This window comes from Methanolobus mangrovi, from assembly GCF_031312535.1.
GTDB lineage: Archaea > Halobacteriota > Methanosarcinia > Methanosarcinales > Methanosarcinaceae > Methanolobus > Methanolobus mangrovi.
The window spans coordinates 1,046,155-1,071,561 of record NZ_CP133594.1 but is presented as its reverse complement, the minus strand read 5'-3'; the positions used below and the strand labels follow the sequence as shown (position 1 = coordinate 1,071,561).

Annotated in this window: 16 protein-coding genes; 6 read left to right on the top strand and 10 right to left on the bottom strand. The window is 43.9% G+C overall.

From position 1 onward, the window contains the following. Positions 1 to 4 precede the first annotated feature (4 nt). The 3 genes from RE476_RS05175 to RE476_RS05165 are packed head-to-tail and all read right to left on the bottom strand — an operon-like array spanning position 5 to position 2,744. On the bottom strand, positions 5 to 943 hold the full coding sequence (locus RE476_RS05175) for a UDP-N-acetylglucosamine 3-dehydrogenase (protein ID WP_309309341.1): 939 nt from the start codon (positions 941 to 943) through the stop codon (positions 5 to 7). Then, positions 937 to 2,022, bottom strand: coding sequence for a DegT/DnrJ/EryC1/StrS family aminotransferase (locus RE476_RS05170; RefSeq protein ID WP_309309340.1), 1,086 nt, complete (start codon positions 2,020 to 2,022; stop codon positions 937 to 939). Before RE476_RS05170 ends, RE476_RS05175 begins: the two co-directional genes overlap by 7 nt. A 56-nt stretch (positions 2,023 to 2,078) precedes the next feature. Next, a complete protein-coding gene (locus RE476_RS05165; RefSeq protein ID WP_309309339.1) occupies positions 2,079 to 2,744 on the bottom strand; it encodes an acyltransferase in 666 nt (221 codons plus the stop codon). 360 nt (positions 2,745 to 3,104) lie between these two features. Here RE476_RS05165 and RE476_RS05160 point away from each other — a divergent pair, with 360 nt between their 5' ends. Together RE476_RS05160 and RE476_RS05155 are read left to right on the top strand one after the other, a co-directional pair. Then, entirely contained in the window at positions 3,105 to 4,418 is a 1,314-nt protein-coding gene (locus RE476_RS05160; protein ID WP_309309338.1) for a type IV pilin N-terminal domain-containing protein, read from the top strand. A gap of 87 nt (positions 4,419 to 4,505) precedes the next feature. Beyond that, on the top strand, positions 4,506 to 4,946 hold the full coding sequence (locus RE476_RS05155; RefSeq protein ID WP_309309337.1) for a universal stress protein: 441 nt from the start codon (positions 4,506 to 4,508) through the stop codon (positions 4,944 to 4,946). 167 nt (positions 4,947 to 5,113) lie between these two features. Here RE476_RS05155 and RE476_RS05150 read toward each other — a convergent pair whose 3' ends face one another. The 7 genes from RE476_RS05150 to hdrA2 all read right to left on the bottom strand — a co-directional run bounded on the left by RE476_RS05150 (position 5,114) and on the right by hdrA2 (position 17,477). Continuing rightward, a complete protein-coding gene (locus RE476_RS05150) occupies positions 5,114 to 6,295 on the bottom strand; it encodes an argininosuccinate synthase (RefSeq protein ID WP_309309336.1) in 1,182 nt (393 codons plus the stop codon). 26 nt (positions 6,296 to 6,321) lie between these two features. Then, a complete protein-coding gene (carB, locus tag RE476_RS05145; RefSeq protein WP_309309335.1) occupies positions 6,322 to 9,546 on the bottom strand; it encodes a carbamoyl-phosphate synthase large subunit in 3,225 nt (1,074 codons plus the stop codon). Next, the gene (gene carA / locus RE476_RS05140; protein ID WP_309309334.1) at positions 9,546 to 10,643 is read right to left on the bottom strand and encodes a glutamine-hydrolyzing carbamoyl-phosphate synthase small subunit; all 1,098 of its coding nucleotides are present in this window, start codon (positions 10,641 to 10,643) and stop codon (positions 9,546 to 9,548) included. The genes carB and carA overlap by 1 nt, the downstream gene beginning before the upstream one ends. Before the next feature lie 93 nt (positions 10,644 to 10,736). Further along, complete coding sequence (locus tag RE476_RS05135) at positions 10,737 to 11,744, bottom strand: TolB family protein (RefSeq protein ID WP_309309333.1); 1,008 nt, start codon at positions 11,742 to 11,744, stop codon at positions 10,737 to 10,739. A 76-nt stretch (positions 11,745 to 11,820) separates the two neighbouring features. Then, positions 11,821 to 13,722, bottom strand: a complete 1,902-nt coding sequence (gene gatE / locus RE476_RS05130; RefSeq protein ID WP_309309332.1) for a Glu-tRNA(Gln) amidotransferase subunit GatE — start codon at positions 13,720 to 13,722, stop codon at positions 11,821 to 11,823. Between the two features lie 84 nt (positions 13,723 to 13,806). Continuing rightward, the gene (locus RE476_RS05125; protein ID WP_406600988.1) at positions 13,807 to 15,081 is read right to left on the bottom strand and encodes a 4Fe-4S binding protein; all 1,275 of its coding nucleotides are present in this window, start codon (positions 15,079 to 15,081) and stop codon (positions 13,807 to 13,809) included. A 41-nt stretch (positions 15,082 to 15,122) separates the two neighbouring features. After that, positions 15,123 to 17,477: a CoB-CoM heterodisulfide reductase HdrA2 gene (gene hdrA2, locus RE476_RS05120; protein ID WP_309309330.1), complete on the bottom strand. Its 2,355-nt coding sequence runs from the start codon at positions 17,475 to 17,477 to the stop codon at positions 15,123 to 15,125. 461 nt (positions 17,478 to 17,938) lie between these two features. Between hdrA2 and RE476_RS05115 the strand changes: the two genes are divergently transcribed. The 4 genes from RE476_RS05115 (at position 17,939) to hcp (ending at position 25,394) form a co-directional block, all read left to right on the top strand. After that, on the top strand, positions 17,939 to 18,394 hold the full coding sequence (locus RE476_RS05115; RefSeq protein ID WP_309309329.1) for a peptidase domain-containing protein: 456 nt from the start codon (positions 17,939 to 17,941) through the stop codon (positions 18,392 to 18,394). A gap of 64 nt (positions 18,395 to 18,458) precedes the next feature. Continuing rightward, positions 18,459 to 19,124, top strand: a complete 666-nt coding sequence (locus RE476_RS05110) for a winged helix-turn-helix transcriptional regulator (protein WP_309309328.1) — start codon at positions 18,459 to 18,461, stop codon at positions 19,122 to 19,124. A 322-nt stretch (positions 19,125 to 19,446) separates the two neighbouring features. Beyond that, the gene (locus RE476_RS05105) at positions 19,447 to 23,391 is read left to right on the top strand and encodes a PAS domain S-box protein (RefSeq protein WP_309309327.1); all 3,945 of its coding nucleotides are present in this window, start codon (positions 19,447 to 19,449) and stop codon (positions 23,389 to 23,391) included. Positions 23,392 to 23,708: 317 nt separating this feature from the next. Continuing rightward, a complete protein-coding gene (hcp, locus tag RE476_RS05100; protein ID WP_309309326.1) occupies positions 23,709 to 25,394 on the top strand; it encodes a hydroxylamine reductase in 1,686 nt (561 codons plus the stop codon). Positions 25,395 to 25,407: the final 13 nt, after the last annotated feature.

Sequence of the window (25,407 nt, the reverse complement as noted above, 5' to 3'; positions counted from 1 at the left end):
ATGATCACTCTTTAATCTCTATCAATTTTTCATTTTTGTAGGACTCGATGGCAGCCAGGCTGACCTTTAGTGCATGGTTTCCATCTGTTCCGCAAGGTTCAGGCTTTTTACCTTTGTTAATGCAATCAATGAAGTATTCAAGTTCGTTCTTAAGTGGTTCTTTCGGCTCTATCTTGGCTTTCCTTACCCAGCCGCTGTCATGCAGTTCCACGGTCTGGTCGATATAATCCAGATAGGCAACACCACCAACACCCACTGCTGTGAGTTTTCTAACCTTGTGCGGAGTCAGCCAGTTCACTTCCACAAGTCCGGAGAACTCATGGTCCAGACGCATATGGATGGTTGCATGGTCCTCAAAAGAATGGATATCTGCACCTGCCACAGCGTATACCTGGTTCACAGGTCTGCCATAGAGGAATGATATTATGTCAATGTCATGTACTCCGATATCCAGTATAACTCCAACATCCCTTATCCTGGGGTTGTAAGGTCCCACCCTTGTGGTGGATATCGAGACTATCTTACCCAGCAGGCCTTCTTCTATTATTTCTTTCAGTTTGATGACAGCAGGGTTGAACCTTTCGATGTGTCCAATCATAAGTAAGCGACCGTTACTGTCAGCAGCCTCAATGATAGCCTTTGCATTTTCAACAGTATCGGCAATTGGTTTTTCCACAAGTACATGTGCTCCGGCTTCTATGGCATCAATAGCCACCTTCCTGTGCATCTTTGTAGGAACTACGATGCTTACGGCATCAAGTCCCTCTGCAAGGAGTTCCATGTAATCTGTGAATGCTTTTGTATTATATTGCTGTGCAAGTCCTTCCACAAGTTCCCTGTCGATATCCGAGATTCCCACAAGTTCCACACCTGGCATTTCACTGTAAATGCGTATGTGATTCTTACCCATGGCTCCGGCGCCGATAACTCCTACTTTTAACATTTTGAACCGCTCCAGTTTTTTATAACATTGCTGATAGTGGCAATGTCCTCATCCGTAACTCCCGGATGTACCGGGAGGGAAAGCACTTCCATGGAAGCCTTTTCGGTTACCGGTAAGTTGTCATTGTATCCAAGTTCCATGTAATATGGTTGTTTATGGATTGGTATGGGGTAATAGATGCCTGTGCCAATGCCTTCGTTCCGAAGATGGTCGGCAAGTGCATCACGATTCGTAGTAAGAATTGTGTACTGGTGGAATACATGTTCGCATCCTTCTCCAACAGTGGGGCATTGTATTCCTTCGATATCTTTGAGGTTCTCAGTGAGCAACTTAGCATTGTGTTGTCTTCTGGCAGTATATTCCGGAAGTTTTCTAAGTTGTATCAGTCCAATAGCGGCCGCGATATCTGTCATGCGCAGGTTGTATCCAAGCATTTCATGCAGGTATCGCTGTTTTGAACCGTGTGAGCGTATCATGCGTGCTTTATCTGCAACTTCCCTGTTATTGGTCGTTATAATACCGCCTTCACTGGTGGTCATGTTCTTGGTAGGGTAGAAGCTGAATGCTCCGGTGCCAAAAGACCCAACTTTCTTTCCATTGTATTTAGCCCCATGTGCCTGGCATGCATCCTCTATCAGGATAAGGCCGTGGTCCTCTGCTATGTTTGTCATGAGGTCCATGTCTGCAGGTTGGCCATAGAGATGCACAGGCATAATGGCCTTTGTAGCAGGAGTGATCTTCTCTTCAATAAGCTGTGGGTCCAGATTGAATGTGTCGGCTTTGATATCTGAAAAAACTGGTTTTGCACCGGTGAAAAGTATTGAATTTGCAGTAGCTATGAAGCTAAAGGAACTAGTGATGACCTCATCACCTTTACCTATGCCATGGGCAAGTAAAGCAGCATGAAGGGCCGCGGTACCTGAATTCACAGCCACTGCATGTTCTGTGCCTGTATATTCTGCGAACGCCTGCTCGAATTCTGCCACACGCTGCCCTTCGGCTATTATTCCTGAACGCAGCACATCGCTGACTGCCAGTATTTCAGCATCGTCAAGCTGTGGTTTTGCAATGGGTATCATGATATCACTTAAATCCCTGTTTAAATAAATTATATTTACATATTAAGATTGCAAATTTATATGTTATTTAAAAGTTCCAGTTTTTCAGGAAGGTCTGTTATCTTTGCAGGACATCCGATAGCCAGTTTCCATGCAGGTACATTCTTTGTGACCAATGCCCCAGCAGCCACCATGGTTCCTTCTCCAATCTCAACCCCTGGTATAAGGGTAGCATTTGCTCCTATGGATGCTCCTTTCCTGAGTATTGGTCCTTCTGGCTTGTATTCTCCTCTTATGGGGTACCTGTCATTGGCCAGTACTGCACATGGTCCGATGAACACGTTATCCTCTATTGTCACATGTGTCGGGATGTAAACATTGCCCTGGATACTGACATTGTTTCCGATGCTGACATTACCATCTATGATGACATTGGTACCAATGAGCACATTATCGCCAATTGTGGTATTCTCTCGGATCATGGCATTATGTCCGGTCCTGAAATTATTTCCGGCCCTGACGTTACTGAAAATAGTAGTGCCGGCTCGGATGAATGCCTTGCTTCCTATTGTAGAGCCGATAAAATCATGATCTTCTATTTCAAAACCTGCTTTTGTTATCTCCATCAATATACCGTGCTGAGGGTATCCTAAAGTAACATTTTCAAGAATAACAGAGTCCTCTCCCACGCTGCTGGAACCATAAAGTTTTGCAGTTCTATGGATGTATGTATTTTTTCGCATTCTCCCACCAATCTTCACTGCATTTAAGACATTCTGTTTATATAAATTTATTCAGGTTTTGTATTCTCATTATGAGAATGATATTTTTAGTATTCAGGACTTCATTCATCAATTTGTTTGTTCAAAGTTTCTTGGAATGGCATGTGCCTGTAATACGGAAAGATATAGCCCCCAGCCGTCTTTATCAGACAGTGATTGTTTTTGCTTGTGATAAAATACCACTCATTATATATATTGAGTGCAATATTATTATTTTATAAGCTTGTAGTGGCCATGAATAAGCAAAAAGGTATGCTTGAGTGAGCAATACTCATAGCTTGAATGTGAATTGCACACAATATTTACTGATGCAGGTCCCGCATGAACAGCCGAAGAAACACTTTCCTGGAAAATACTGATGCTGTCTCCGAGATCATAGGAGAGGTATTAATGACAGCAATTGCAGTACTTGCGTTCTCTGTTGTTGCTGTTTTTATATTCTCATATGCCAGCCCCCAGGAAAAGGTGCATGCTGATATTCAGGGATGGGCCGATGTAGATTCTGATACCATTTACCTGCGTCATACCGGGGGAGAAACAATTGATGTTTCCGGAATTCGCATTGTATTGAACATCAACGGAACCAGAAGGGATCTCACATCATCTGAATTGATACAGATAAAAGGTAATACTGCCTGGAATCTGGGTGAAACCATCAGGATCAATACTTCTGAATTGTGGTCTGACAGTATAGGTCAGAATGATTACGTTGGTATTGTCATGATAACCACTGATTCAAATTTCGTGCTCAAAAGTGGAACCTTGCTTGGTGATGTATCGAATGTAATATCATCCACCAATGGTTCAACACCCACACCAACACTAACAGCTCCGGTCCTGTCAGGTCAGAACCCGCTAACTTCGTACCAGAGCAATACATCACAGTCTGTAACGTTCAGTGCAATCAGCAGCCAATCATCCATTAATGAGTTTCTGCTGAACGGTCAGCATCTTGCATGGTCCAACGGGACAAGTCCATTTTATACAAACACAAGTGCTTTCGCAGGCACATACACTCTAACTCTGGTCGCAAAGAATACCACTGACCAATTGCTCACCGATTCACTGGAATGGACGTGGACAGTAATATCAGAAACAACACCTGCCAATGGTTCCGGAATTAATATGCATCTCCTGAAAGCCAATATCGGGGGGTATGTTGCAAACGGAGACTATATCAAGTTCAAGACCGGAGGTGGGGGTAGCTCCATAACTATCAATGGAGTCACAAAATCTATAAAAAATAATGATAATGTCATGTTTGTGATGAATGGCCAGCAACCATCCGGTCAAGCTATCATAGGGGGTTCTGGAGTTTCCTGGCAGATTACAGCATATGACTTCAATGTTGATTTCTACTTGAACAATGTTCTTGAAGAAACCGGCGATATAACAAACATTTACATAAGCAAAGCAGATAACTTTGAATCCACAATTTCATACTACCTGCCATCTGATCTCTCCCAGACATATTTCAGTGAGAACGGAGATGCTAATGTGCTCATAAACGGCATAGATGATTCAGAGATCTGGCTGTATAACGTAACACCAGCAGATGGTAATTATTTCATGTTTGAGTTCAATTCGACTTATACTAATATAGAAGGATTTGACGCGAATCATATGATAAATTGACCTTCATGTAGGCGTTCATCCATTTAATAAGACTGTACTCGTCAGTTATATGTTACTTGAATCTTGATTACTTATTGGGGATTAAGTATGAGTGCAGAAATAAAAACTATAGCAATAGCTACGGATGGTTCTGAGAACGTAATGAACGCAGTAGAATGGGGTATAGGACTGGCAAAAGCGAATGGTGCTAAGGTCAGTGCTCTTTATGTTGTACCTCACACCGGTGTTACTCTTGCTATGCGTGGGGAGATGTGGTCAAAGGCACTGGAAAACCACCTGAAGGATGAAGGCGAAAAAGCGACTGCATATGTAGTTGAAGCTGGTAAAAAAGCAGGTTTAATAGTGGAGCCGGTGATCATTGATGGTAAGACACCCGCAGACGGTATCGTGGATTTTGCCAAAGAGAACGACACAAACCTTATCGTGATGGGAACACTAGGTGTAACAGGGCTCAGTCATATCCTGCTTGGAAGTGTTGCAGAGAATGTGGTAAGACATGCAAAAAGACCGGTACTTGTCATTCCATAAGGTCTGAAGAGTATCTGTCAAAGCGGGAAATTCTTCTTAATATCTTGAGGTAACATCGCTGATGTTACCTTTTATTTTTCATACGCTAATTAAAGATGTATCCTAATTGATTTTTATGAGGGGAAAAGTAGAAAATAGATAAGTTGCCGGTTTCCCGGCATACGATTTTACTTCTCAATAACTTTCCTGTACATCCTTGCCTGGAAACCATGATACTTGGCAAAGCCTTCAGCATCTTTCTGATCGATGGTTGCACTGTCAAAGGACACGAGGTCTTCTGAGTAAAGTGCATAGGGGGATGTACGTGCAAGTATGATGACACTGCCCTTGTGCAGTTTCACTGTTACAGTACCGGTTACACGTTCCTGTGTCTTGTTAATGAAAGCATTGAGGTCTGCATAGAGCGGTTCGTCCACAAGGCCATAGTAGGCAAGTTCTGACCACTGTTCATCTACACCTCTCTTGAACTTCAGCTCTGCCCTTGTGAGCACAAGCTTCTCAAGGTCCTTGTGGGCTGTAAGCAGAACTGTAGCTGCGGGGTGCTCGTAGTTCTCACGTGCTTTAAGCCCGAGAACACGGTCCTCGATCATATCGGTCCTGCCGATACCGTGGGAACCTGCAATTTCGTTGAGCTTGATGATAAGCTTTACACCGTCCATCTTCTCGCCATCAAGGGATACCGGAACACCGTTCTCAAAACCAATTACCACGGTCTGTCCGGCAGGTGCTGACTCAGGGGAAACGGTCCACTGGTAGATCTCTTCTGGTGGGATGAATCCGGGGTCTTCCAGTTTGCCACCTTCGATACTGCGGCTCCATATATTCTCATCAACACTCCATGGCTTTGCGGTTGTAACACTTACAGGTATGCCGTGTTTCTTAGCATACTCGATCTCCCATTCACGGGTGAGGTTCATGTCCCTCATTGGTGCAATGACATCCATGTCGGTCATGCGGAAAACCGCTTCAAAACGGAGCTGGTCATTACCCTTGCCGGTACATCCGTGTGCAAGTGCAACAGCACCTTCCTTCTCTGCAATCTCAACGACCTTCTTAGCGATAAGGGGACGTGCGATGGATGTGCCCATTACATATCCTTCATAGTCGCCATTGGCTTTGATAAGCGGGAAGATATAATCATTGACAAACTCCTCACGTACATCGAGTGTGAAGTGCTTGTTGCTGATCTTCTGTGCCTTCTCTTCAGCCTGCTTAACATCTTCTTCCGGCTGTCCAACATCTACTGCTACTGTGATTACCTCGTCGTAACCGTATTCTTCTTTAAGCAGCGGGATGCACACGGAAGTGTCAAGCCCGCCTGAATAAGCAAGTACTACTTTCTTTGTCATAATATCTGATCCTGGATGCAGGAGATCTATGCGATCTCCTTATGATATTCATTTACTGACTTAACCTCTCCTTCACCCTGCTTCATAGAGACTATGGCATCAGAAGCTGCGATAGCCGCCTGGATAGTGGTGATGTAAGGTACCTTAAAGTCAACTGCTGCACGGCGTATCCTTGAACTGTCCTCACGGGAGAGTTTGTCATTTGGAGTATTGATCACAAGAGCAACCTCATACCTGCGCATCATGTCAATGACATTTGGACTGCCGTCATGCACCTTCTTAACAATGCCCATTTCAATACCATGCTCTGAAAGGAAATCTGCAGTACCCTTGGTACCAAGCAGTTCGATCCCTGCACTTTTAAGTTTGCCTGCAACATTGAGAAGCTGTTCCCTGTCCTCGTCCTTTACGGACACAAAGACCTTTCCGATAAGAGGCAGCAAGTTGTCAGCACTGAGCTGTGCCTTGAAGAATGCTCTTCCATAATCGTAATCGATACCCATGACCTCGCCGGTACTCTTCATCTCAGGACCAAGCACAGGGTCTGCTCCTGGAAGCTTGTCGAAAGGCAGGAGTACTTCTTTCACGGATACATGGTTGACCTTTGGTTCGTTGCATGTTGAATAGCCCAACTCTTCCAGAGTTTGTCCCATAATTACACGAGCTGCGATCTTTGCAAGAGGCAGACCAACTGCTTTGGATACGAATGGGATAGTCCTGCTTGAACGTGGATTTGCTTCAAGGACATAGATCTTGTCTCCCTTCTTTGCCATCTGGATATTCACAAGACCTTTCACATTGAGTGCAAGGGCAATCTTGCGGGTATAATCGCGTACAATCTCAAGAACTTCCTCTGAGAGTGACTGCGGTGGGATGACACATGCAGAGTCACCTGAGTGGACACCTGCTTCCTCGATGTGCTCCATGATAGCACCAATGAGCACGTCTTTGCCATCACACACAGCATCGACATCGATTTCAACGGCTCCCTCGAGGAAGTCATCAATAAGGATTGGGTGTTCGGGGGATACCTTAACCGCCTCACGCATGTATCGCTCAAGGTCATTCTGGTCGTAAACTATCTCCATTGCACGGCCACCAAGCACATAGGATGGACGTACCAGTACCGGATAACCTATTCTTGTAGCAATCTCGATTGCCTGGTCCTGTGAGGTTGCATAACCTGCATCCGGCTGGTTGATTCCCAGCTTGCTCATCCTGAGGTTGAACTTCTCACGGTTCTCTGCAACATCAATGTCTTCAGGGGAAGTACCCAGGATAACAGTTTTCAGGTCACTGCGCCTTTTGAGTTCTTTTTCAAGAGGAAGCGCAAGGTTCACCGAAGTCTGTCCTCCGAACTGCACAAGCACTGCATCCGGATTTTCTTTTTCAATGACATTCATCACATCTTCAAGTGTGAGAGGCTCAAAGAAGAGCTTGTCAGAGGTATCATAGTCAGTTGATACTGTTTCCGGGTTGTTGTTGATGATATGAGCTTCGATTCCTGCTTCACGGATAGCTGCAACAGCATGAACCGTACAGTAATCGAACTCAATACCCTGTCCTATGCGTATAGGGCCTGAACCAAGTATCAGTATTTTCTTACGGTCAGAAGGCTCTGCTTCACACATCTCCTCGTAACATGAGTAATAATATGGAGTTTCTGCAGCAAATTCCGCAGAACATGTATCTACCATCTTGTAGGTGGATATGATACCTGCATTACGCCTCTGGTCATTGATCTCCTCCCGGGTCTTGCCGGTAAGTTCTGCAATACGTGCATCAGTAAGTCCAATGCGTTTTGCATCCCTCATCAGGTCATCGGAAATATTGCCGGAGAAACCTTCTTCCCTGATCATATCTTCCATGTCAATGATATTCTTGAGCTTCCTGATGAAGAATATATCAATACCTGTTAAGCTGGATACATCTTCGATGGTGAAACCATTACATAGGGCATGATACATCACAAAGAGACGTTCGCTTGTGGGTGTCTGTAGAAGAGTTTTGATCTCGTTATTAGACCACTCATCTGTTCCAAAGTCCATTTTAATGTCAAGGGAGCGTACAGCCTTTAAGAGAGATTCTTCGATGGTACGTCCAATAGACATTACCTCTCCGGTACTCTTCATTGCAGTTGTGAGGGTCTTGTCAGCGTTGACGAATTTATCGAATGGCCATCTTGGGATCTTTGTAACAATGTAGTCGATGGTCGGCTCAAATGATGCCGGAGTTTTCTTAGTTACATCATTAAGTATTTCATCCAGCGTCATGCCAATAGCTATCTTTGCTGTAACCCTGGCAATCGGATAACCTGTTGCCTTTGATGCAAGAGCTGATGATCTTGATACACGTGGATTAACTTCCACAATACGATAGTCACCGTCCTTGGCAGCGAACTGGATATTACATCCACCTTCAATACCGAAAGTCCTGATGATCTTGATAGCAGCAGTCCTGAGCATCTGGTGCTCTTCATCATTAAGGGTCTGGGATGGTGTGACAACAATGGATTCACCTGTGTGTACTCCCATCGGGTCGAGGTTCTCCATGTTACATATTACTATACATGTGTCATTCGCATCACGCATGACCTCATACTCGAATTCCTTCCATCCAAGTACGCTTTCCTCGATAAGCACCTGGCTGATACGACTGCGGCGAAGACCCCTTTCTGTGATCTCAAGGAGCTCTTCCCTTGAATGAGCGATACCGCCACCTGCACCACCAAGGGTGTATGCGGGACGGATTATAAGTGGTAATCCCAGCTCATCTATAAGCTCCTCTGCTTCCTTGAGTGTTGATATAGCCTTGCTGCGAGGTACTTTCTCACCGATCCTTTCCATGGTCTGCTTGAACAGCTCACGGTCCTCGGTGTTCTTGATAGCTTCAAGGTTTGTTCCAAGAAGCTTGACGTTGTATTTTTCAAGTATTCCCTGCTCTGCAAGTTCACTTGTGATGTTAAGACCAGTTTGACCTCCGATACCTGCAATGATACCGTCAGGTCTTTCCTTGGCAATGATCTTCTCTACTGATTTTACTTCAATTGGCTCGATGTAGACTGCATCTGCCATTTCAGGGTCGGTCATGATGGTTGCAGGGTTCGAGTTTACAAGTACAACCTGCAAACCTTCTTCCTTAAGGGACCTGCATGCCTGACTTCCTGAGAAGTCAAACTCTGCACCCTGTCCTATCATTATAGGTCCTGAGCCTATCAGGAGTACTTTTTTAATGTCTTCACGTTTTGGCATTATTTTTTCCCTCCTGCAAGTTTGAGCACCTTATCAAAGAACAATTTTTCAGAATCCATTGGACCTGGATGTGCATCCGGGTGATATTGTACACTGAATATGTCCAGATACTTATGGGCAATACCTTCCACTGTCTTATCATTAGTATTATACTGTGTTACAGCCACTTCTGCCTCTTCGAGTGAATCGCCATCAACCGCAAAACCATGGTTCTGGGATGTGATATGCACAATTCCTGTTTCAAGGTCCTTCACCGGTTGGTTGGCACCCCTGTGTCCGAACTTCAGTTTATATGTCTCAGCTCCCATTGCAAGGGAGATGATCTGGTGACCCAGGCATATGCCTACAATTGGCAATTCGCCTGTGAAGTGCTTCACTGCTGCAATTGCATCCTGTGCCTGCGTTGGGTCTCCCGGTCCGTTTGAGAAGAACAGGAGGTCAGGATCGTAGGATTCTATAGTTGAAACCGAGGAGTTACCCGGTACAACTGTCACATCCATTCCTCTGGCCAGCAGACTTCTTTCAATACTCAGTTTGCGACCGCAGTCCACAAGGACCACATTGAGGGGGTTATTTGGATCTCTGCTGGGGCTTTCCAGTTTAAACGGTTTTGGACAGGTCACCTGTGATATAAAATCAATATCTGAAATGCTCTTTTGTGCGCGGGCAATTCTCACTGCCTCTTCACCGTCATCACTTCCGTTGATAAGGGCTGCGCGCATTGTCCCGTGTTCACGGGTCTTTATAGTTAGCATACGTGTGTCCACGCCTGCAATGCCGGGCTTGCCTTCGTCCTCCATAAGCTCGAAAATGGTCTTCTTTGACATGTGGTGGGATGGCTCGGGACAAGCCTCCCTCACTACAAGACCTTCAGCTTTTACACCATCGGATTCAAAACAGTTGCCACTGACGCCGTAATTGCCGATGAGAGGATAAGTAAACATAAGAATCTGGCCTTTATAGGAAGGATCTGTGAGAGCCTCCTCATAGCCAGTATATTGAGTTGTGAAAACAAGTTCCCCGGAAACGATACCTTCGGCACCGAAACCAGTGCCTTTTATAATTGTCCCATCTTCTAATCCTATTACTGCATTCATCTTTAGAACCTGCGAAGAGATGTGATGAATAGGCTATAAGCATTGCGATGGATTTGTTTATTTTTTGTAGAAAGTAAAGCAAAAACAGGAATATTATGAGATCTTACGCAAAAAAGATCCCACAATAGTTACAACAAATACAAATGATACCAAAAGTACTATACCTATGAACTCTCTGGGCTTACTGATTGCATACTCACGCAATTTTACAATATGGGTGTTGCTTATTGAATTCTCTTCTATTTCTATCGCTTTTTCAGGGACCTCAAATTCGATCACCTCGTTTCCAAGGGTCATGACCCATATATTGTATTCCCCGTCCCTGTTAGACACATAAGCAATCTTCCTGCCATCAGGACTCCATGCTGGTGCTCTCTCTGATGAACGATCACTGGTTATTTTAATTTCGGAATTACCCTCTGAATCCATTATCCAGAGGTCATAATCCCCGCCGATATCAGAAGCATAGGCTATCATGTTTCCATCAGGACTATAGGCTGGTTCAACATTGTTATATGTGTCATGTGTGAGTTCAACTGGTTTTACAGCATTAATGCCGATAGTGAATATGTCGCCTGCTGAAGAATAGACTATCGTGTTCCCGTCATTACTCCATGAGGGCGAACTCTCATCGCCAGTAGCATCCGTCAGTCGGACCTGATCTGTTCCGTCAGTTGCCATGGTCCATATATCGTAATTCCCTGAAACACGTGAGGCATATGCCACTCTTGTACCGTCAGGACTTACTGATGGTGCCCTGGAATCAGCAGTCTCGGTGAGTTTCTGGCCGTTGCTACCATCAGTATTCATAACATGGATACTAATATAACGTGCAGAATATGCTTTTTTGCTTTCAGCAGCAAAATAGATCATTGTACCATCATCATTAAATTCAGGTTCCCCTTCCCAGGCCATCCCGTCATATAGCTTCTTTTGTCCGGAACCATCACTGTTCATGATCCATATTGCCTGGTTGGCAGCATAGACGATCTTTTTCCCATCGGGACTCCATGATGGATGATTGGCATTTGTAATGTTGGTGAGCTTTTCATCGCTATCTATGTTCACAGCAGCAGATGAATATGATATTAATAAAATCAAAAAAGTAAGCAGGATAAAAGCCCTGCTTAAAGATCCTCTAAATTGAATTTTAAAAGGCAACCACATAAATAATATATTATATATTTATATATTTATTAATCTTTTGTTTAAGCATCTCACTTAAAACCTTTCCATCAACCTTTCCTCTTACTTCTTTCATTACAATTCCCATGACAGGACCCACAGCTGCCATTCCCTTCTCCTTTACGAAATCCTGGCGTTCCTCGATGATTGCTTCAACTATTCTTTCAACCTCGGATATATCAAGGCTTCCAAGTCCCATTTTTGAAGCAGCATCCTTTGCGCACAGTGCAGGTTCATCGGCTATGGCACGCAACAGGTCATCAATGGCTTCCTTTGAAACTCCGCCTTCTGCGATGAAATTGAAAATATCTATGAAGTGGCCGTCCTCTAACCTGTCAATTTCCACACCGTCACGTTTCAGTTCCGGCAGTGTTCCGGTAAGTGTCCTTACTACAAGTGTTGCGTTAACGGTCTGATTAGCACCAAGTAGCTGCATTATCTCTTCAAAAAGAGGGAGGTATGTTGAATATGCTATCTTTCCGGCAAGTTCCATGTGAAGTCCGAACTCTGATTCAAAGCGTTTTGCCCTTTCTGTGAGTAGTTCGGGTTTTTCGATAGCATTGAAGTATTCAGGAGAAATGTTCACCTGCGGAACATCTGTTTCAGGATACATTCTTGCAGCGCCGGGCAGAGGTCTCAGGTAAGAGTTGTTTCCATCCGGAAGTGCCCTGCGTGTTTCCTCAGGAACGCCTTCAAGTGCTTCCTTTGCACGTATTATCACGCTTATCATAGCGCCTCTGGCACGCTCCTCGCGGTCTGCAACCATGATAACAGCATCATTCTCACCGGCACCAACTTCCATACGCAGTGCCTGAACCTCTCCTTCGGTAATACCATAGTTCGGAAGTTCGTCTGTGTGGAATATACCTCCAACACCTGATGTCTTTGCACGGTCTGAGAATTCGGTACCAAGACGTCTTCCCGGTTGTACCTCTCTGCCGACAAATCCACTAAATCCACGAAGCAGGATGGCATAGACCTTGCCTTTCTTGATTGTCTTCTTGATAACCTTGGACTGAGTTTCCTTGAACAATTCAGTTACATCAAAAATAGTATCACATACTGATGCACCGCGTTCAAGCAGCTCATCCCTTATTGCAAGGAGATTGACCTGGCGCTCTACCTCAAGCTCAACCATGGTCTCTATCATATCAAGAGCCTGAACACCTTTAAGTTCAACACGGGCACCCTTTGCAATGGATATGTTGACATCCTGGCGTATGGTTCCAAGCCCACGCTTCACTTTTCCTGTGGAACGCAGCAGCATACCTATCTGCTGTGCGGTTTCCTTAGCGTGTGCCGGGGAAATGATGTCAGGGTCAGTTCCGATCTCAACCAGTGGGATACCCAGACGGTCAAGAGAGTATATTATAGAATCTCCTTTATCCTCTATCTTCTGGCATGCTTCTTCTTCAAGGCAGAGCACACCGACACCAACAGGACCGACGGATGTGTCAAGATAACCGTCCTTTGCAAGGAAAGCAGTTCTCTGGAAACCTGATGTATTGGAGCCGTCAACCACTATCTTACGCATCATATGTACCTGATCCACAGGCACCATGTTCATGAGCTTTATGATGCTGAGCGCTATTTCAAGAGCTTCCCTGTTTACCTCTGTAGGTGGCTCATCATCATTCTCCACTAGACATGTGCTGTCGTATGCCTTGTAAACATACTTGCGCCTGAGCTTGGACTGTTCCAGTGCGGCCCTGTCTGTTTCTCCCATCTCACTTGCCGTAGGGCGAAGATAGCGGAAGAATTCGTGGTTGTACTCCTCGATGTTCCTTATTTTTGTAGGACATTTGCAGAACAACTTATGTTTTGAGTCAAGTTGCTGGTGAATTTCAAGCCCGCATTTCAGGCCAAGTTCAGCATAGTTGAATTTATCACTCATGGAAAATCTCACCGATATAAATGAATAATTGCAATTAATTGTTATAGGATATTTACACAACAAAACGCACAAGCATGTATATAGTTATTGTTCGCTTTGCTTCTGTATTCTTTTATGGAACTCTTCCTTCATGGTACCAGAAAGATCGTTCTCAAGCATCTTCCTTATTTTGATATTGTCAAGCAGTGGTTTTGTTTTTTCGATACGTTCCTTTGCAAGTCTAAGGAGTGAACCGTCAATCTGCGGAAATTCTACCTCAACATGCTCTTTGTGCGCTTCTTTTTCCACTTCAAGAGTTCTGGAAACATCCGGGTAGTTCCTCTTTTCAGTGACCATGGAATCCACTGCATCTCTCCACTGGCTGGCCCAGGGAGAATCTGGTATGTCCGTATGATGCACCTTTGTACGGGTAACTTTCATTACATCCTTGGGACATGCATTGACACAGGCACCACAGTAGGTACAGTAATCAGCCTTTATTGCAATCTTTGTCCCATCCTCAGGTACGTACCAGAGATGTGAGGGGCAAACGTTGAAACACCCATGACATCCTTGCGGATCACATTTATCGACGTTAACATCTATAAGGGTAAGCTCACCCTCAAACTGCTTTTTGATATCAACTGCATCATAGGGACAAACCACCTGGCACCAGGTACACCGGGTACATTTCTCATCATCCACTGTAACGATACCTTCTATCTCAGGAGCCTCGCCTCTTTTCTCGCCTTTTACCTTTATGGCATCCTCAGGACATAGGTCCTGGCAGAGCACGCAGTAATCACATTTGTCCTCGTCCACCAGCAACAGGTCAAATGGTATGGGATCTGTAGGTGTTGCTTCTTTTTCCACAAGCAGGAAGGCATCACAGAACTCTGCACACAACCCGCAGAAATTACACTTATCGGTATCTATCTCTATCTCGCCCTCGACATCTTCCTTGAAAGGCGCTATCTCCTCTTTTTTCCTGAAAGTGAATTCCACTTCTATGGCATCCTCCGGGCATGCGGCCTTACAAAGTGCGCATGGAAGGCATTTCTCGTTCATAGTGACATAGGAGTCATATACTGGGAACTCATCCTTCTCCGGGAAATCACCTTCTTCTGTCATCTTAAAGGCATGCACCGGGCAGAAGTTGGCGCACATGGAGCAGAATGTGCATTTCTCAAGGTCCATCATTACAGGTGGAGCATCGAGTCCTGTGGAGATCTCCTGCATAGGGCCAAGTTCCAGAGCCTTTGCGGGACAAAGGCCAACACAGATACCACAACCTACGCATCTCTTGTAATTGTAATCAAGGAATTTAATAGATTGATTGCTTATCTGGCGATAGGTGAAATGGGAACCGTCTATATCCATGTCCTTATCGACACAGAGTGAACCTTCCCTGCATTCTTCTGTCACTGTTCTGCCTCCTTGAGTTCAGTACCTATAGGACCTATCTTTTCCAGATATTCAACAAAGTCTTCAATAGAATTGGCGAATCTCTCTCCCTCGGAAGCCGATATCCATTCAACATTGAGTCTTCCGGGGTCTATACCGACATCTGCAAGCACTTCCTTCAGGGCTTCCATCCTGTGTTTTGCGTTGTAATTGGCAAAGATATAGTGGCATTCCCCAAGCCTGCATCCTGCAACAAGAACACCATCTGCGCCGCTGTCAAGAGCTTCAAGCACAAAGGAAGGGTCTACACGTCCGGCACACATGACACGGATGACACGGATGTTTGTGGGGTATTGTATCCTTGATGTGCCTGCAAGGTCAGCACATGTGTAGCTACACCAGTTACAAAGAAAAGCTACGATAAGAGGGAATTCTGATTTGATTTCGGTGGCAGCGTGTATCTGGGCAACTATCTGTTCATCGGTACTGTTACGCATCCATATGGCATCAGCCGGACAGGATGCACTGCATGCACCACAGCCCATGCACGAGAGTTCATCGACCACTGCCTTGCGGTCTCTTATATTGATCTTGTTGAATTTGCAGACATCCACACATATACCGCAGCCGATACACTTATCCGGATTCACATGGGCGCTGAGTGGGTCCATCTCCAGTTCTCCTTTTGACAGAAGCTGCATGGCTTTGGCGGCAGTAGCACTGCCCTGTGCTATCGATACCTGGATTTCCTTGGGGCCTGATGCACAGCCTGCTATGTATATGCCTTTCACATGGGAATCGACCGGACGCATCTTGGGATGGGCTATAGAGAAGAAACGGTCTGTACGTCTGGTGAGGTTCAGCACTCTTGATATCCTGTCTGCATCCCTTACGTTTTCCATGCCGGTTGCAAGGACAACGAGGTCAGATGGTTCTTCGTATATCTCACCATTGAGAGTGTCTTCATAACGCAGGTTCAGTTTACCCTGTCCGTCCTGTAGAATCTCTCCTACTTTCCCACGGATGAAATTGATGCCCATTTCCTGGCTGCGGATGTAGTATTCCTCGTACATCTCACCGGATGCACGTACATCGATGTAATGAATTGTAATGTCAATGTCAGGATAGCGCTCCTTGAGCAACTGTGCATTCTTCATGCTGGACATGCAGCATACTCTGGAACAGTAAGGGTTGCCGACCTTTTCGTCCCTTGAACCAACGCACTGGATGAAGGAAACTTTTTTCGGTACTTCCATTGTTGCCGGGGAAAGTACTTTGCCCCGTGTCGGACCGGCTGCGTTAAGCAGGCGCTCGAGTTCCATATTGGTAATTACATCAGGGTAGATGCCATAACCATACTCCTGCTTGCGGGAAGCATCAAAATGACTGTATCCGGTTGCCAGTATTATGGCTCCAACGGTAAATTCAAGAGTTTCCTCTTTCTGATGATAGTCCACTGCATCAGCCGGGCATGCCTGTTTACATAGTCCGCAGCCCACACAGAATTCGTTGTCTATATAGACCACCTGCGGTACTGCCTGTGGTATCGGCATGTTGATGGCTTTTGTCTTTCCAAGCCCGCAGTCGAATCTGTTGGGTATTTCCACCGGGCATACACGACCGCATTCGTCCACACAGCCCTTGCATTTGTCTTCTATGACATATCTGGGTTTTTTGGTAACTGTAACATTGAAATTACCTACTGGGCCTGTGACCTCAGTAACCTCTGCAAGTGTGATAAGGTCGATATTCGGGTGCTGGTGAACATCTGTCATCTTGGGGGCGAGCACGCAAATAGAGCAGTCGTTGGTGGGAAACACTTCGTTGAGCAGTGCCATTTTTCCACCAATTGTAGGCTCTTTTTCAACCATATGAACCTGATAACCTGAGTTTGCAAGAGTAAGTGCAGCCTCTATTCCGGCAACACCGCCGCCGATAATTAGTACATCCTTTGTCACAGGTATTTTCTTTAGCTGCAACGGGTCCAGCAGTTTGAGCCTGGCTATACCCATCCTGATGAGGTCGAATGCTTTCTGGGTTGCCATCTGCGGGTCTTCCATGTGAACCCATGAGCATTGCTCACGGATGTTGACCATTTCCAGCATGAAAGGATTGAGACCCGCCTTTTCAAGCACTCTCTTGAATGTCTGCTCGTGCAGATGGGGAGAACATGCTGCTACAAGTATGTGATTAAGATCAAGGTCCGTTATATCCTGGACAATTGAATCCTGTCCCGAATCAGAACACATGAACTGTATGTCCTTTACCACTGCAACACCACCCAGCTTGCTGACCTTGTCCCTAAGTGAGTTGACGTTTATGGTATGTGCGATATTAAGTCCGCAGTGACAGATGTATACTCCGATTCGCATATTGTTGGCTCCTTACAGCAGGAAATGATGACTTTGTGGAAGATATAGTTTTGGATGTTCTGTGAAAAACCATTTAATTGGACTTTTATTTATAAATTTCCAGCAACTGTTCTCATATTTATTGAGTTAAAAATTCAAATATGTATTTTGAAATATCATCATGAATAAAATGTATCATCATTTTAAGAACAGTTTGACCAATGGCCATAATGGTTTTATTATAATTCTGTGTACAATGAATTGTTTGTACCCAACCAGCACAAACTTGCACGGAAACTGAGGGAACAGGAGGGCATGTTTCATGTCCTTCTCCTTCAAACCAATGCACTAATACTCTATACTCTGCAACAAAATTCCTCCATATATCTACTTTTTTTTAGTTTGATAAATGGCTAGAAAAGTTATATACAAGGTTTTTTCATCTTCCTCAATAACTAGTAAAAGCTAGTAGGAGTACAAACATGAAAACAATAGCAATCGGATTTATAATATTCTTGCTGTGCATTTCAGTTGCAAGTGCAAGTACATCTGAAACAGACAACGAATTCACATTGATCTCTGCATCCGACTTAGGATACAAGATCGTCCCTGCAAAATCAGACGACGGAAGTATTGGAGTAAGGACTGTTTCTGATATAATTACTCAGGGAGAAACAAACTGGCATTCTTTTGTGATAAGTTCATATTATACTAGCATAGAGGTAGACCTTAACTGGGGAGATACCAGCGATTCACTCAAACTCTATATATATGATCCAAGTTACAATTGTCTTGGCTATTTTTATGATTCAGCAGATGGATCAATTAACGGTAGGATTCATTTGAATGTAATTGATAATGACGGGATAGAACGAGGAACTTGGAGATACAGGGTTTATGGTTATTCTGTTAGTGGAACAGAAGATTATTCTATCTAAAGTTCGTATGATGGGTATGAAAAAAATACCTGTCACATTTTTTATTATTTTTTTCATTTTTGTAATGCCTTGTTATGGTAATCCTTCAATTGAACCTTATGACGGTAATAATATTTCTGTTAATAACTATGCGGATGGTGCAAAAATGACCGATTCTTTCTGGGACCTCCCACTCTACTTCCAGATAATAACCATAGTCGCCATTATCCTTGCACTCGGCTGGAAGATCGTAGCATTACTTACTGCATGGGCAAAGAAAGACCCGAAGAATGAGAATCGTCTGAAGATTCTGAATTTCATTGAGAATAATCCGGGCAGCACTGTTAATATGATCGAAAAGGATCTTGATCTTAAACGGGGGACAGTCCGTTATCATGTTAATGCTTTGAAAGATGCAGGTAAGATCCTCTTGTTCAGGAATGGGAACTATGTAAGCATGTTCAGGAATGAGAGTGACCTATGGAACAAGAGTCATGGGCAGACTATAGAGCCGCATTTACAGGGAGTCATGTGTAAAAAAGTTTGCAGGCTTATATTTGAGAATCCCGGTATAACAAACATGGAGCTTTCAGAAAGGTTAGGGATCAGTAAAGGGACTGTTCGCTCGCATATAAGGACATTGGAGGATATGGATTGTCTTGAAGTGGAAACCAGTGGCAAGTTTAAAAACTATTACATCAGGGAAGATTATCATCCGGACACTTTGCCTTTCTTTGAAAGAGTGCAATAATTCTCAATTTCTTTTACAGCTTGTTTCTGTCAGTTTTGCTCCGATTGCCTTACAAAGTGTTTGTGTGTTCTATTTCTTGAGCACATATTATTTCTATATTACTGCACTTTTAATTTCTGGTTATTTTAGTTTTAGTAAACATAAATACCGTATCTATCTACTCAATTTAGTTAAATCAGTATATTTATATATATTTAGGTATCTCCTATATGTGTAACATTTAGTTATCTATGTTTATGTGTTTTACATCGTCAGTATGTGTATTGTTAATTTGTTTATTCAAAGAATATCTTGATTCAAGGTGAACTAATAGGGTGATCATATGATCGAAAACGGTATTGAAGGAAGTACATGCAGTGAAAAAGAGTATCTTAATCTTATTTTGAAGTCAGTAGATATGGTTGTCTGGTCTGCAACCTTTCCTGATCTTGAACTACTTTATATTAGTCCATCATCTGAACTCATTCTAGGTATTGACCCTCAGAAGTTTGTAAAGGAAAATAAGGTGTTGTATCAATTAGTTCATCCTGAGGATATCAACATTGTTCAGGATGCTACAAAACAAAGGGAACTGGAAGGCGAGATTTCAGCAGAGTATCGTATATTAAAACCTGACGGAAGCATTTGTTGGGTTCGTGAAAGTTCTGAGATCAAATACGATACTGAGAATATTCCTGTGCGTATTGAGGGCATTCTCTCAGATATAAGTAGGAGTAAGAAAGCTGAAGAAAAGATTGCAGAAGAAACTACAAGAAGACGTATTCTTGTAGAGCAGTCCAATGATGGCATAGTAGTTGTCAATGGCAAAGGTGAGGTTGTCGAAGCTAATCAAAAATATGCGGATACACTGGGCTATTCCATGGATGAGATGCTCCAGTTACACGTATGGGATTGGGACGACAAATGGACACCCGAAGAACTAATTGAAGTGATAAAGAACACTGGTGAATCTGGTCGCACATTTGAGACACTACACCGTCGTAAAGATGGAACTCTAATCGATGTTGAAGTAAGCTCGAACGGAGCTAGCCTTGCTGGTCAGAAACTGGTTTTCTGCGTCTGCAGAGACATTACCGATAGAAAGAGCGCTGAAGAAACGTTAAAACAGGCAGAGCAGAGATATAGAAAAGCATACCATATCTTACAGGGTGTTATTGAAAGTCCAAAAGATGTTGTCATATTTGCACTTGACAGGGAATATAGGTACCTTTCTTTCAATACAAATCATCGGTTGACAATGGGGCATATATGGGGTGTCAATATTGAAATTGGCGTTAGCATGCTCGACTACATTAAAAGTGCTGAAGACAGGGAAAAAGCAAAAGAGAATTTTGACCGTGCACTTGCAGGTGAATCATTCACTCTTATAGAGGAATACGGAGATTCAGCAATTGACCGACGATGGTATGCGAATATGTACAGTCCCCTTAATGATGACGAAGGGAATGTTACCGGTCTCACTCTCATTTTGACAGACATCACTGAAAGCAAACGTTCGGAACAGGCTCTGTTAGCAGAAGAAGCTCGAATAAGAGCGATTGCTGAGTCAGCACAGGATGCAATCCAGATGATGGATCCGCAAGGTGATATATCCTTCTGGAATCCGGCTGCTGAAAGAATTTTCGGATATTCTGTAGAGGAAGCTATTGGGCAAAACCTGCATTTACTACTGGCACCGCAACGCTATCATGCATCTCAGCAGGAAGCCCTCACACGATTCCTCAAAACAGGTCAGGGCAATGCTGTGGGCAAAACTCTGGAATTAGAGGCTCTTTGTAAGGATGGACGGGAAATATCAGTTGAACTGTCACTTTCTGTTATCGAACTTCCCGATGGCTGGCACTCAGTGGGAATTATGCGTGATATTACTGACCGCAAACTTATAGAACAAAAATTAAAAGAAAGCGAGGAAAGACACAGGTTGTTGGCAGACAATTCAACAGATGTGATCTGGACAATGGATATCGATGGCAGGTTTACATACTTAAGTCCCTCTGTTCAAAAACTACGTGGTTATACGCCTGAAGAAGTGATAAAACAAAAGCCAGAAGAATTCCTGACTCCTGCTTCTTTACAGCACTATTCTGAAGGACTAAAATTAGTTGCAGAGATTGTTCAGGCAGGGGCAGACTTTCCCCCACAGAGGTTCGAACTTGAACAACCTTGCAAAGATGGGTCTGCAGTATGGACTGAGGCCACAATTGGTGGAATGTACAATAAACAGAGTGAATTTATTGGGATTTTAGGAGTATCTCGTGATATTACAGAGCGGAAGGAGCTGGAAAACACCCTTTTCATTGAAAAGGAAAAAGCTCAGGAAGCCACAAGGGCAAAAAGCGAGTTCCTGGCAAATATGTCCCATGAGATACGCACACCTATGAATGGTGTTATCGGTATGACGGGACTGCTTCTTGATACTGAGCTCAGTGATGAACAAAGGCATTATGCTGAAACCGTGAGACTGAGCGGTGAATCACTACTTCAACTTATCAATGATATCCTGGACTTCTCCAAGATAGAAGCTGGCAAACTTGAACTGGAAATGGTGGACTTTGATCTCCATAATATGCTGGATGATTTTGGTTCCATGATTTCAATAAAGGCCCATGAGAAAGATCTGGAATTCATCTGTGCGCCTGCACCCGGTGTGCCTGCATGTGTTCAGGGAGATCCAGGACGTTTACAGCAGGTACTGACCAACCTTGCCGGAAACGCGGTCAAGTTTACCCATGAGGGTGAGGTAGTCGTGCAGGTGACTCTGGAATCAGAGACTGATACAGAAGCATTATTGCGTTTCTCAGTTCGGGATACTGGTGTTGGAATTCCTGAAAATAAAATACATGATCTATTTGACAAATTCTATCAGGTGGATGCATCGACCACACGGCAATATGGTGGAACAGGACTTGGACTGGCTATCTCCAAACAACTGGTTGAGATGATGGGCGGTGATATCGGTGTGGAAAGTGAGAAGGGCAAAGGCTCAGAATTCTGGTTTAGAATAAGCCTTGTAAAGCAGCCGGAAGGCCGCCGTAAGAAAGTCTATTCTGCAGAAATCATGGATTCTTATGTTCTGGTTGTTGATGATAACGCCACGAACCGCGAGATTCTCAACAAGCGTATAAGTTCATGGGGTGCAAAAGTAGATGAGGCCGTTGATGGTCCTACTGCACTGCAAGCCCTATATCGTGCACATGAAGACGGTGAGCAATACCATGTGGTTATCCTCGATATGCATATGCCCGGAATGGATGGAGAATCTGTGGCAAGGTTCATTAAATCCGATGCAAAGCTAAAATCTGTCCCTCTGGTGATGCTGAGTTCTTTAGGGCAACGTTCCAATCTCCAGAATATGGGGGAGAGACATTTTGCAGCATATTTAACCAAGCCTGTAAGGCATCAGGAATTGCTGGATGTTCTATCCGGAATATTGAATATGGAAAAGCAGAAGAGCAAGGTCAATACTCGTGTTAACACTCCTTCCAGTTCTTCTCAGAACCATAAGAACTTGAGGTTATTGCTGGCTGAAGACAATATAGTAAACCAAAAGGTAGCTCAGGGTATGATACAAAAATTGGGCTATCATGTGGATACTGTTGCAAATGGTATAGAAGCAATAAAAGCGCTGGAAATGTTGCCCTATGATCTGGTGCTTATGGATGTACAGATGCCTGACATGGATGGACTTGAGGCCACCCGTCTTGTACGGGATTCACAATCCGCAGTCCTTGATCATGAAATTCCTATCGTTGCAATGACCGCATACGCGATGAAAGGGGACAAAGAACGTTGCCTGGAAGCCGGTATGAATGATTATATCGCAAAACCGGTTTCATTGCAGTCCCTGATGCAATTGCTGGAGAAATGGCAGAGTATGCTGGAACACGAAATCATGTGGAGTGGTATGTCTGCAGAGGGGACGAAAGACCCAACTGATCTTCTTGTATTTGACAGGCCTGCACTTCTTGAAAGGGTAATGAACGATGAGGACCTTTCCCGAAGATTGATAGCTATTTTCCTTGAAGATATGCCCAAACATGTAATTGCTCTAAAGGATGATATAGGGAAAAGAGAATTTGAAAACGTAAATGCATATGCACACAAAATAAAAGGTGCTTCTGCAAACATTGGAGGTGTGGCTTTAAGTGCTGTTGCCTCACAGATGGAAGTTGCTGGCAACAAGAATCAGGTTGATAAAATGGATATAATTTTGCCTGAGCTTGAAAAGCAGTATGACCTGTTGGTTGAAGAACTTAAGAATGTGTAATGCATATTTTGTATCTTTATTTTGTCCACTTTTTCTTTTTTCTGAATCAGATACCTATTGCAAGACCGGTCTATCTTATAAGATAGATTTATAATGTCTGGGTTGCTAAATAAAATTGGGTAAAGTTATGGGAAGGGACAGCGACATCTGTACTTCTAGAAATAGATCATGAATGCAGAATGATAATCCGGTCATTTTGAATGCTGGTTTTATTTTTCCGGCACGGTATCCACCTGGAAACTGCCCTCCTTATATCTAAGTATCTCTTATATAGCAGTATCTTAAAGATATCAACAATAGGAAGCATGGTGAATAAAATGTTCTGTTATCAATGTGAAGAAACTTTGAACGCTACCGGCTGTACGAAAAATGGTGTATGTGGAAAGAAAGGTGAAGTTGCAGACCTTCAGGATGATCTTATCTATGTCCTGAAAAGCATTGCATTCTATAATTCAAAGGCAAGGGCAAATAATCTCAATGATGCAAAGACCGACCAGTTCATTCTTGACGGACTTTTTGCCACTGTTACAAATACCAATTTCAGCAAGGCTGACTTTGAAAAACTTATCAACGAAGGGTTTGAGATAAAGGACGGCATCAAAAAGAAACTCATGGATGCAAAGGTCATCACAGAGAAGTCCGGCTCATCCTTCCCAAGATGGATCAAGGAGAAACTCCTTGGTGCAAGTCCCAATGCAGGCGAGGAACTGCCAATAATGGCAAAGGTCACACCTGAAAGTCTCGTCAATATAAATACAGGAATACTTGCAACAGAGAACGAGGATATCCGCTCTCTCAGGGAATTGCTCATCTACGGTCTCAAAGGCATGGCAGCCTATGCTCATCACGCAAATGTCCTTGGTTACAAGGATGATGGGGTCATGGCATTTATCGAGAGGGCACTTCTGGCAACAATGGATGATGATATGGGTGTAGATGAACTGGTTCCAATGGTACTGGAATGTGGTTCAATGGGTGTCACTACCCTTGCACTGCTCGATAAAGCAAATACTACAACTTATGGAAATCCTGAGCCGACCGCAGTTAACATAGGTGTCAGGGACAATCCTGGAATACTTATCAGTGGACATGACCTTCGTGACCTTGCACAGCTTCTTGAGCAGACACAGGGCACAGGTGTCGATGTTTATACCCATGGTGAGATGCTGCCTGCAAACTCTTACCCTGCATTCAAGAAATATGATAACTTTGTTGGAAATTATGGAGGTTCATGGTGGAGGCAGAAAGAGGAATTCGAAAAGTTCAATGGTCCTATATTCATGACCACAAACTGTATAGTTCCCCCATCGGAATCCTACATAAACAGGATATATACAACAGGAATAGTCGGCTTTGACGGTGTTACTCACATCAATGCTGGTGAGGATGGCGGCAAGGACTTCTCTTCTATAATCGAGCAGGCAAAGACATGCAAATCACCTGAGCAGCTTGAAGAAGGAACCATCATGGGTGGTTTTGCACATGTATCCGCACTCTCTGTTGCTGACAAGATAATCGATGCTGTAAAAGCAGGACAGATCAAGAAGTTCGTTGTCATGGCAGGATGTGACGGAAGACACAAGGAAAGAGGCTACTACACCGACTTTGCAGAAGCTCTTCCAAAGGATACTGTTATCCTTACAGCAGGATGTGCAAAGTACCGTTACAACAAACTTGATCTCGGTGACATCGGTGGAATCCCAAGAGTAATCGATGCAGGTCAGTGTAATGACTCCTATTCACTGGTTGTCATAGCACAGGCTCTTGCAAAGGCATTCGGACTTGATGATATCAACGACCTGCCGGTATCTTACAATATAGCATGGTACGAGCAAAAGGCAGTCCTTGTCCTGCTTGCACTGCTGAGTCTCGGTGTCAAGAACATCATGCTCGGTCCTACACTGCCAGCATTTGTTTCACCAAATGTTCTCAATGTCCTGGTCGAGAACTTCAATATCAGGCCAAATTCCACAGTAGAAGAGGACCTCAAGGTCCTTCTCTAATCTTTTTACAGGA

Coding starts and splice junctions, on each gene's coding strand:
- RE476_RS05170 (WP_309309340.1), bottom strand. CDS start 2,022: ATGATACCCATTGCAAAACCACAGCTTGACGATGCTGAAATACTGGCA.
- hdrA2 (WP_309309330.1), bottom strand. CDS start 17,477: ATGCGAATCGGAGTATACATCTGTCACTGCGGACTTAATATCGCACAT.
- RE476_RS05125 (WP_406600988.1), bottom strand. CDS start 15,081: ATGGATATAGACGGTTCCCATTTCACCTATCGCCAGATAAGCAATCAA.
- RE476_RS05105 (WP_309309327.1), top strand. CDS start 19,447: ATGATCGAAAACGGTATTGAAGGAAGTACATGCAGTGAAAAAGAGTAT.
- RE476_RS05175 (WP_309309341.1), bottom strand. CDS start 943: ATGTTAAAAGTAGGAGTTATCGGCGCCGGAGCCATGGGTAAGAATCAC.
- RE476_RS05115 (WP_309309329.1), top strand. CDS start 17,939: ATGAAAACAATAGCAATCGGATTTATAATATTCTTGCTGTGCATTTCA.
- RE476_RS05110 (WP_309309328.1), top strand. CDS start 18,459: ATGCCTTGTTATGGTAATCCTTCAATTGAACCTTATGACGGTAATAAT.
- carA (WP_309309334.1), bottom strand. CDS start 10,643: ATGAATGCAGTAATAGGATTAGAAGATGGGACAATTATAAAAGGCACT.
- gatE (WP_309309332.1), bottom strand. CDS start 13,722: ATGAGTGATAAATTCAACTATGCTGAACTTGGCCTGAAATGCGGGCTT.
- RE476_RS05165 (WP_309309339.1), bottom strand. CDS start 2,744: ATGCGAAAAAATACATACATCCATAGAACTGCAAAACTTTATGGTTCC.
- RE476_RS05160 (WP_309309338.1), top strand. CDS start 3,105: ATGAACAGCCGAAGAAACACTTTCCTGGAAAATACTGATGCTGTCTCC.
- hcp (WP_309309326.1), top strand. CDS start 23,709: ATGTTCTGTTATCAATGTGAAGAAACTTTGAACGCTACCGGCTGTACG.
- carB (WP_309309335.1), bottom strand. CDS start 9,546: ATGCCAAAACGTGAAGACATTAAAAAAGTACTCCTGATAGGCTCAGGA.
- RE476_RS05155 (WP_309309337.1), top strand. CDS start 4,506: ATGAGTGCAGAAATAAAAACTATAGCAATAGCTACGGATGGTTCTGAG.
- RE476_RS05150 (WP_309309336.1), bottom strand. CDS start 6,295: ATGACAAAGAAAGTAGTACTTGCTTATTCAGGCGGGCTTGACACTTCC.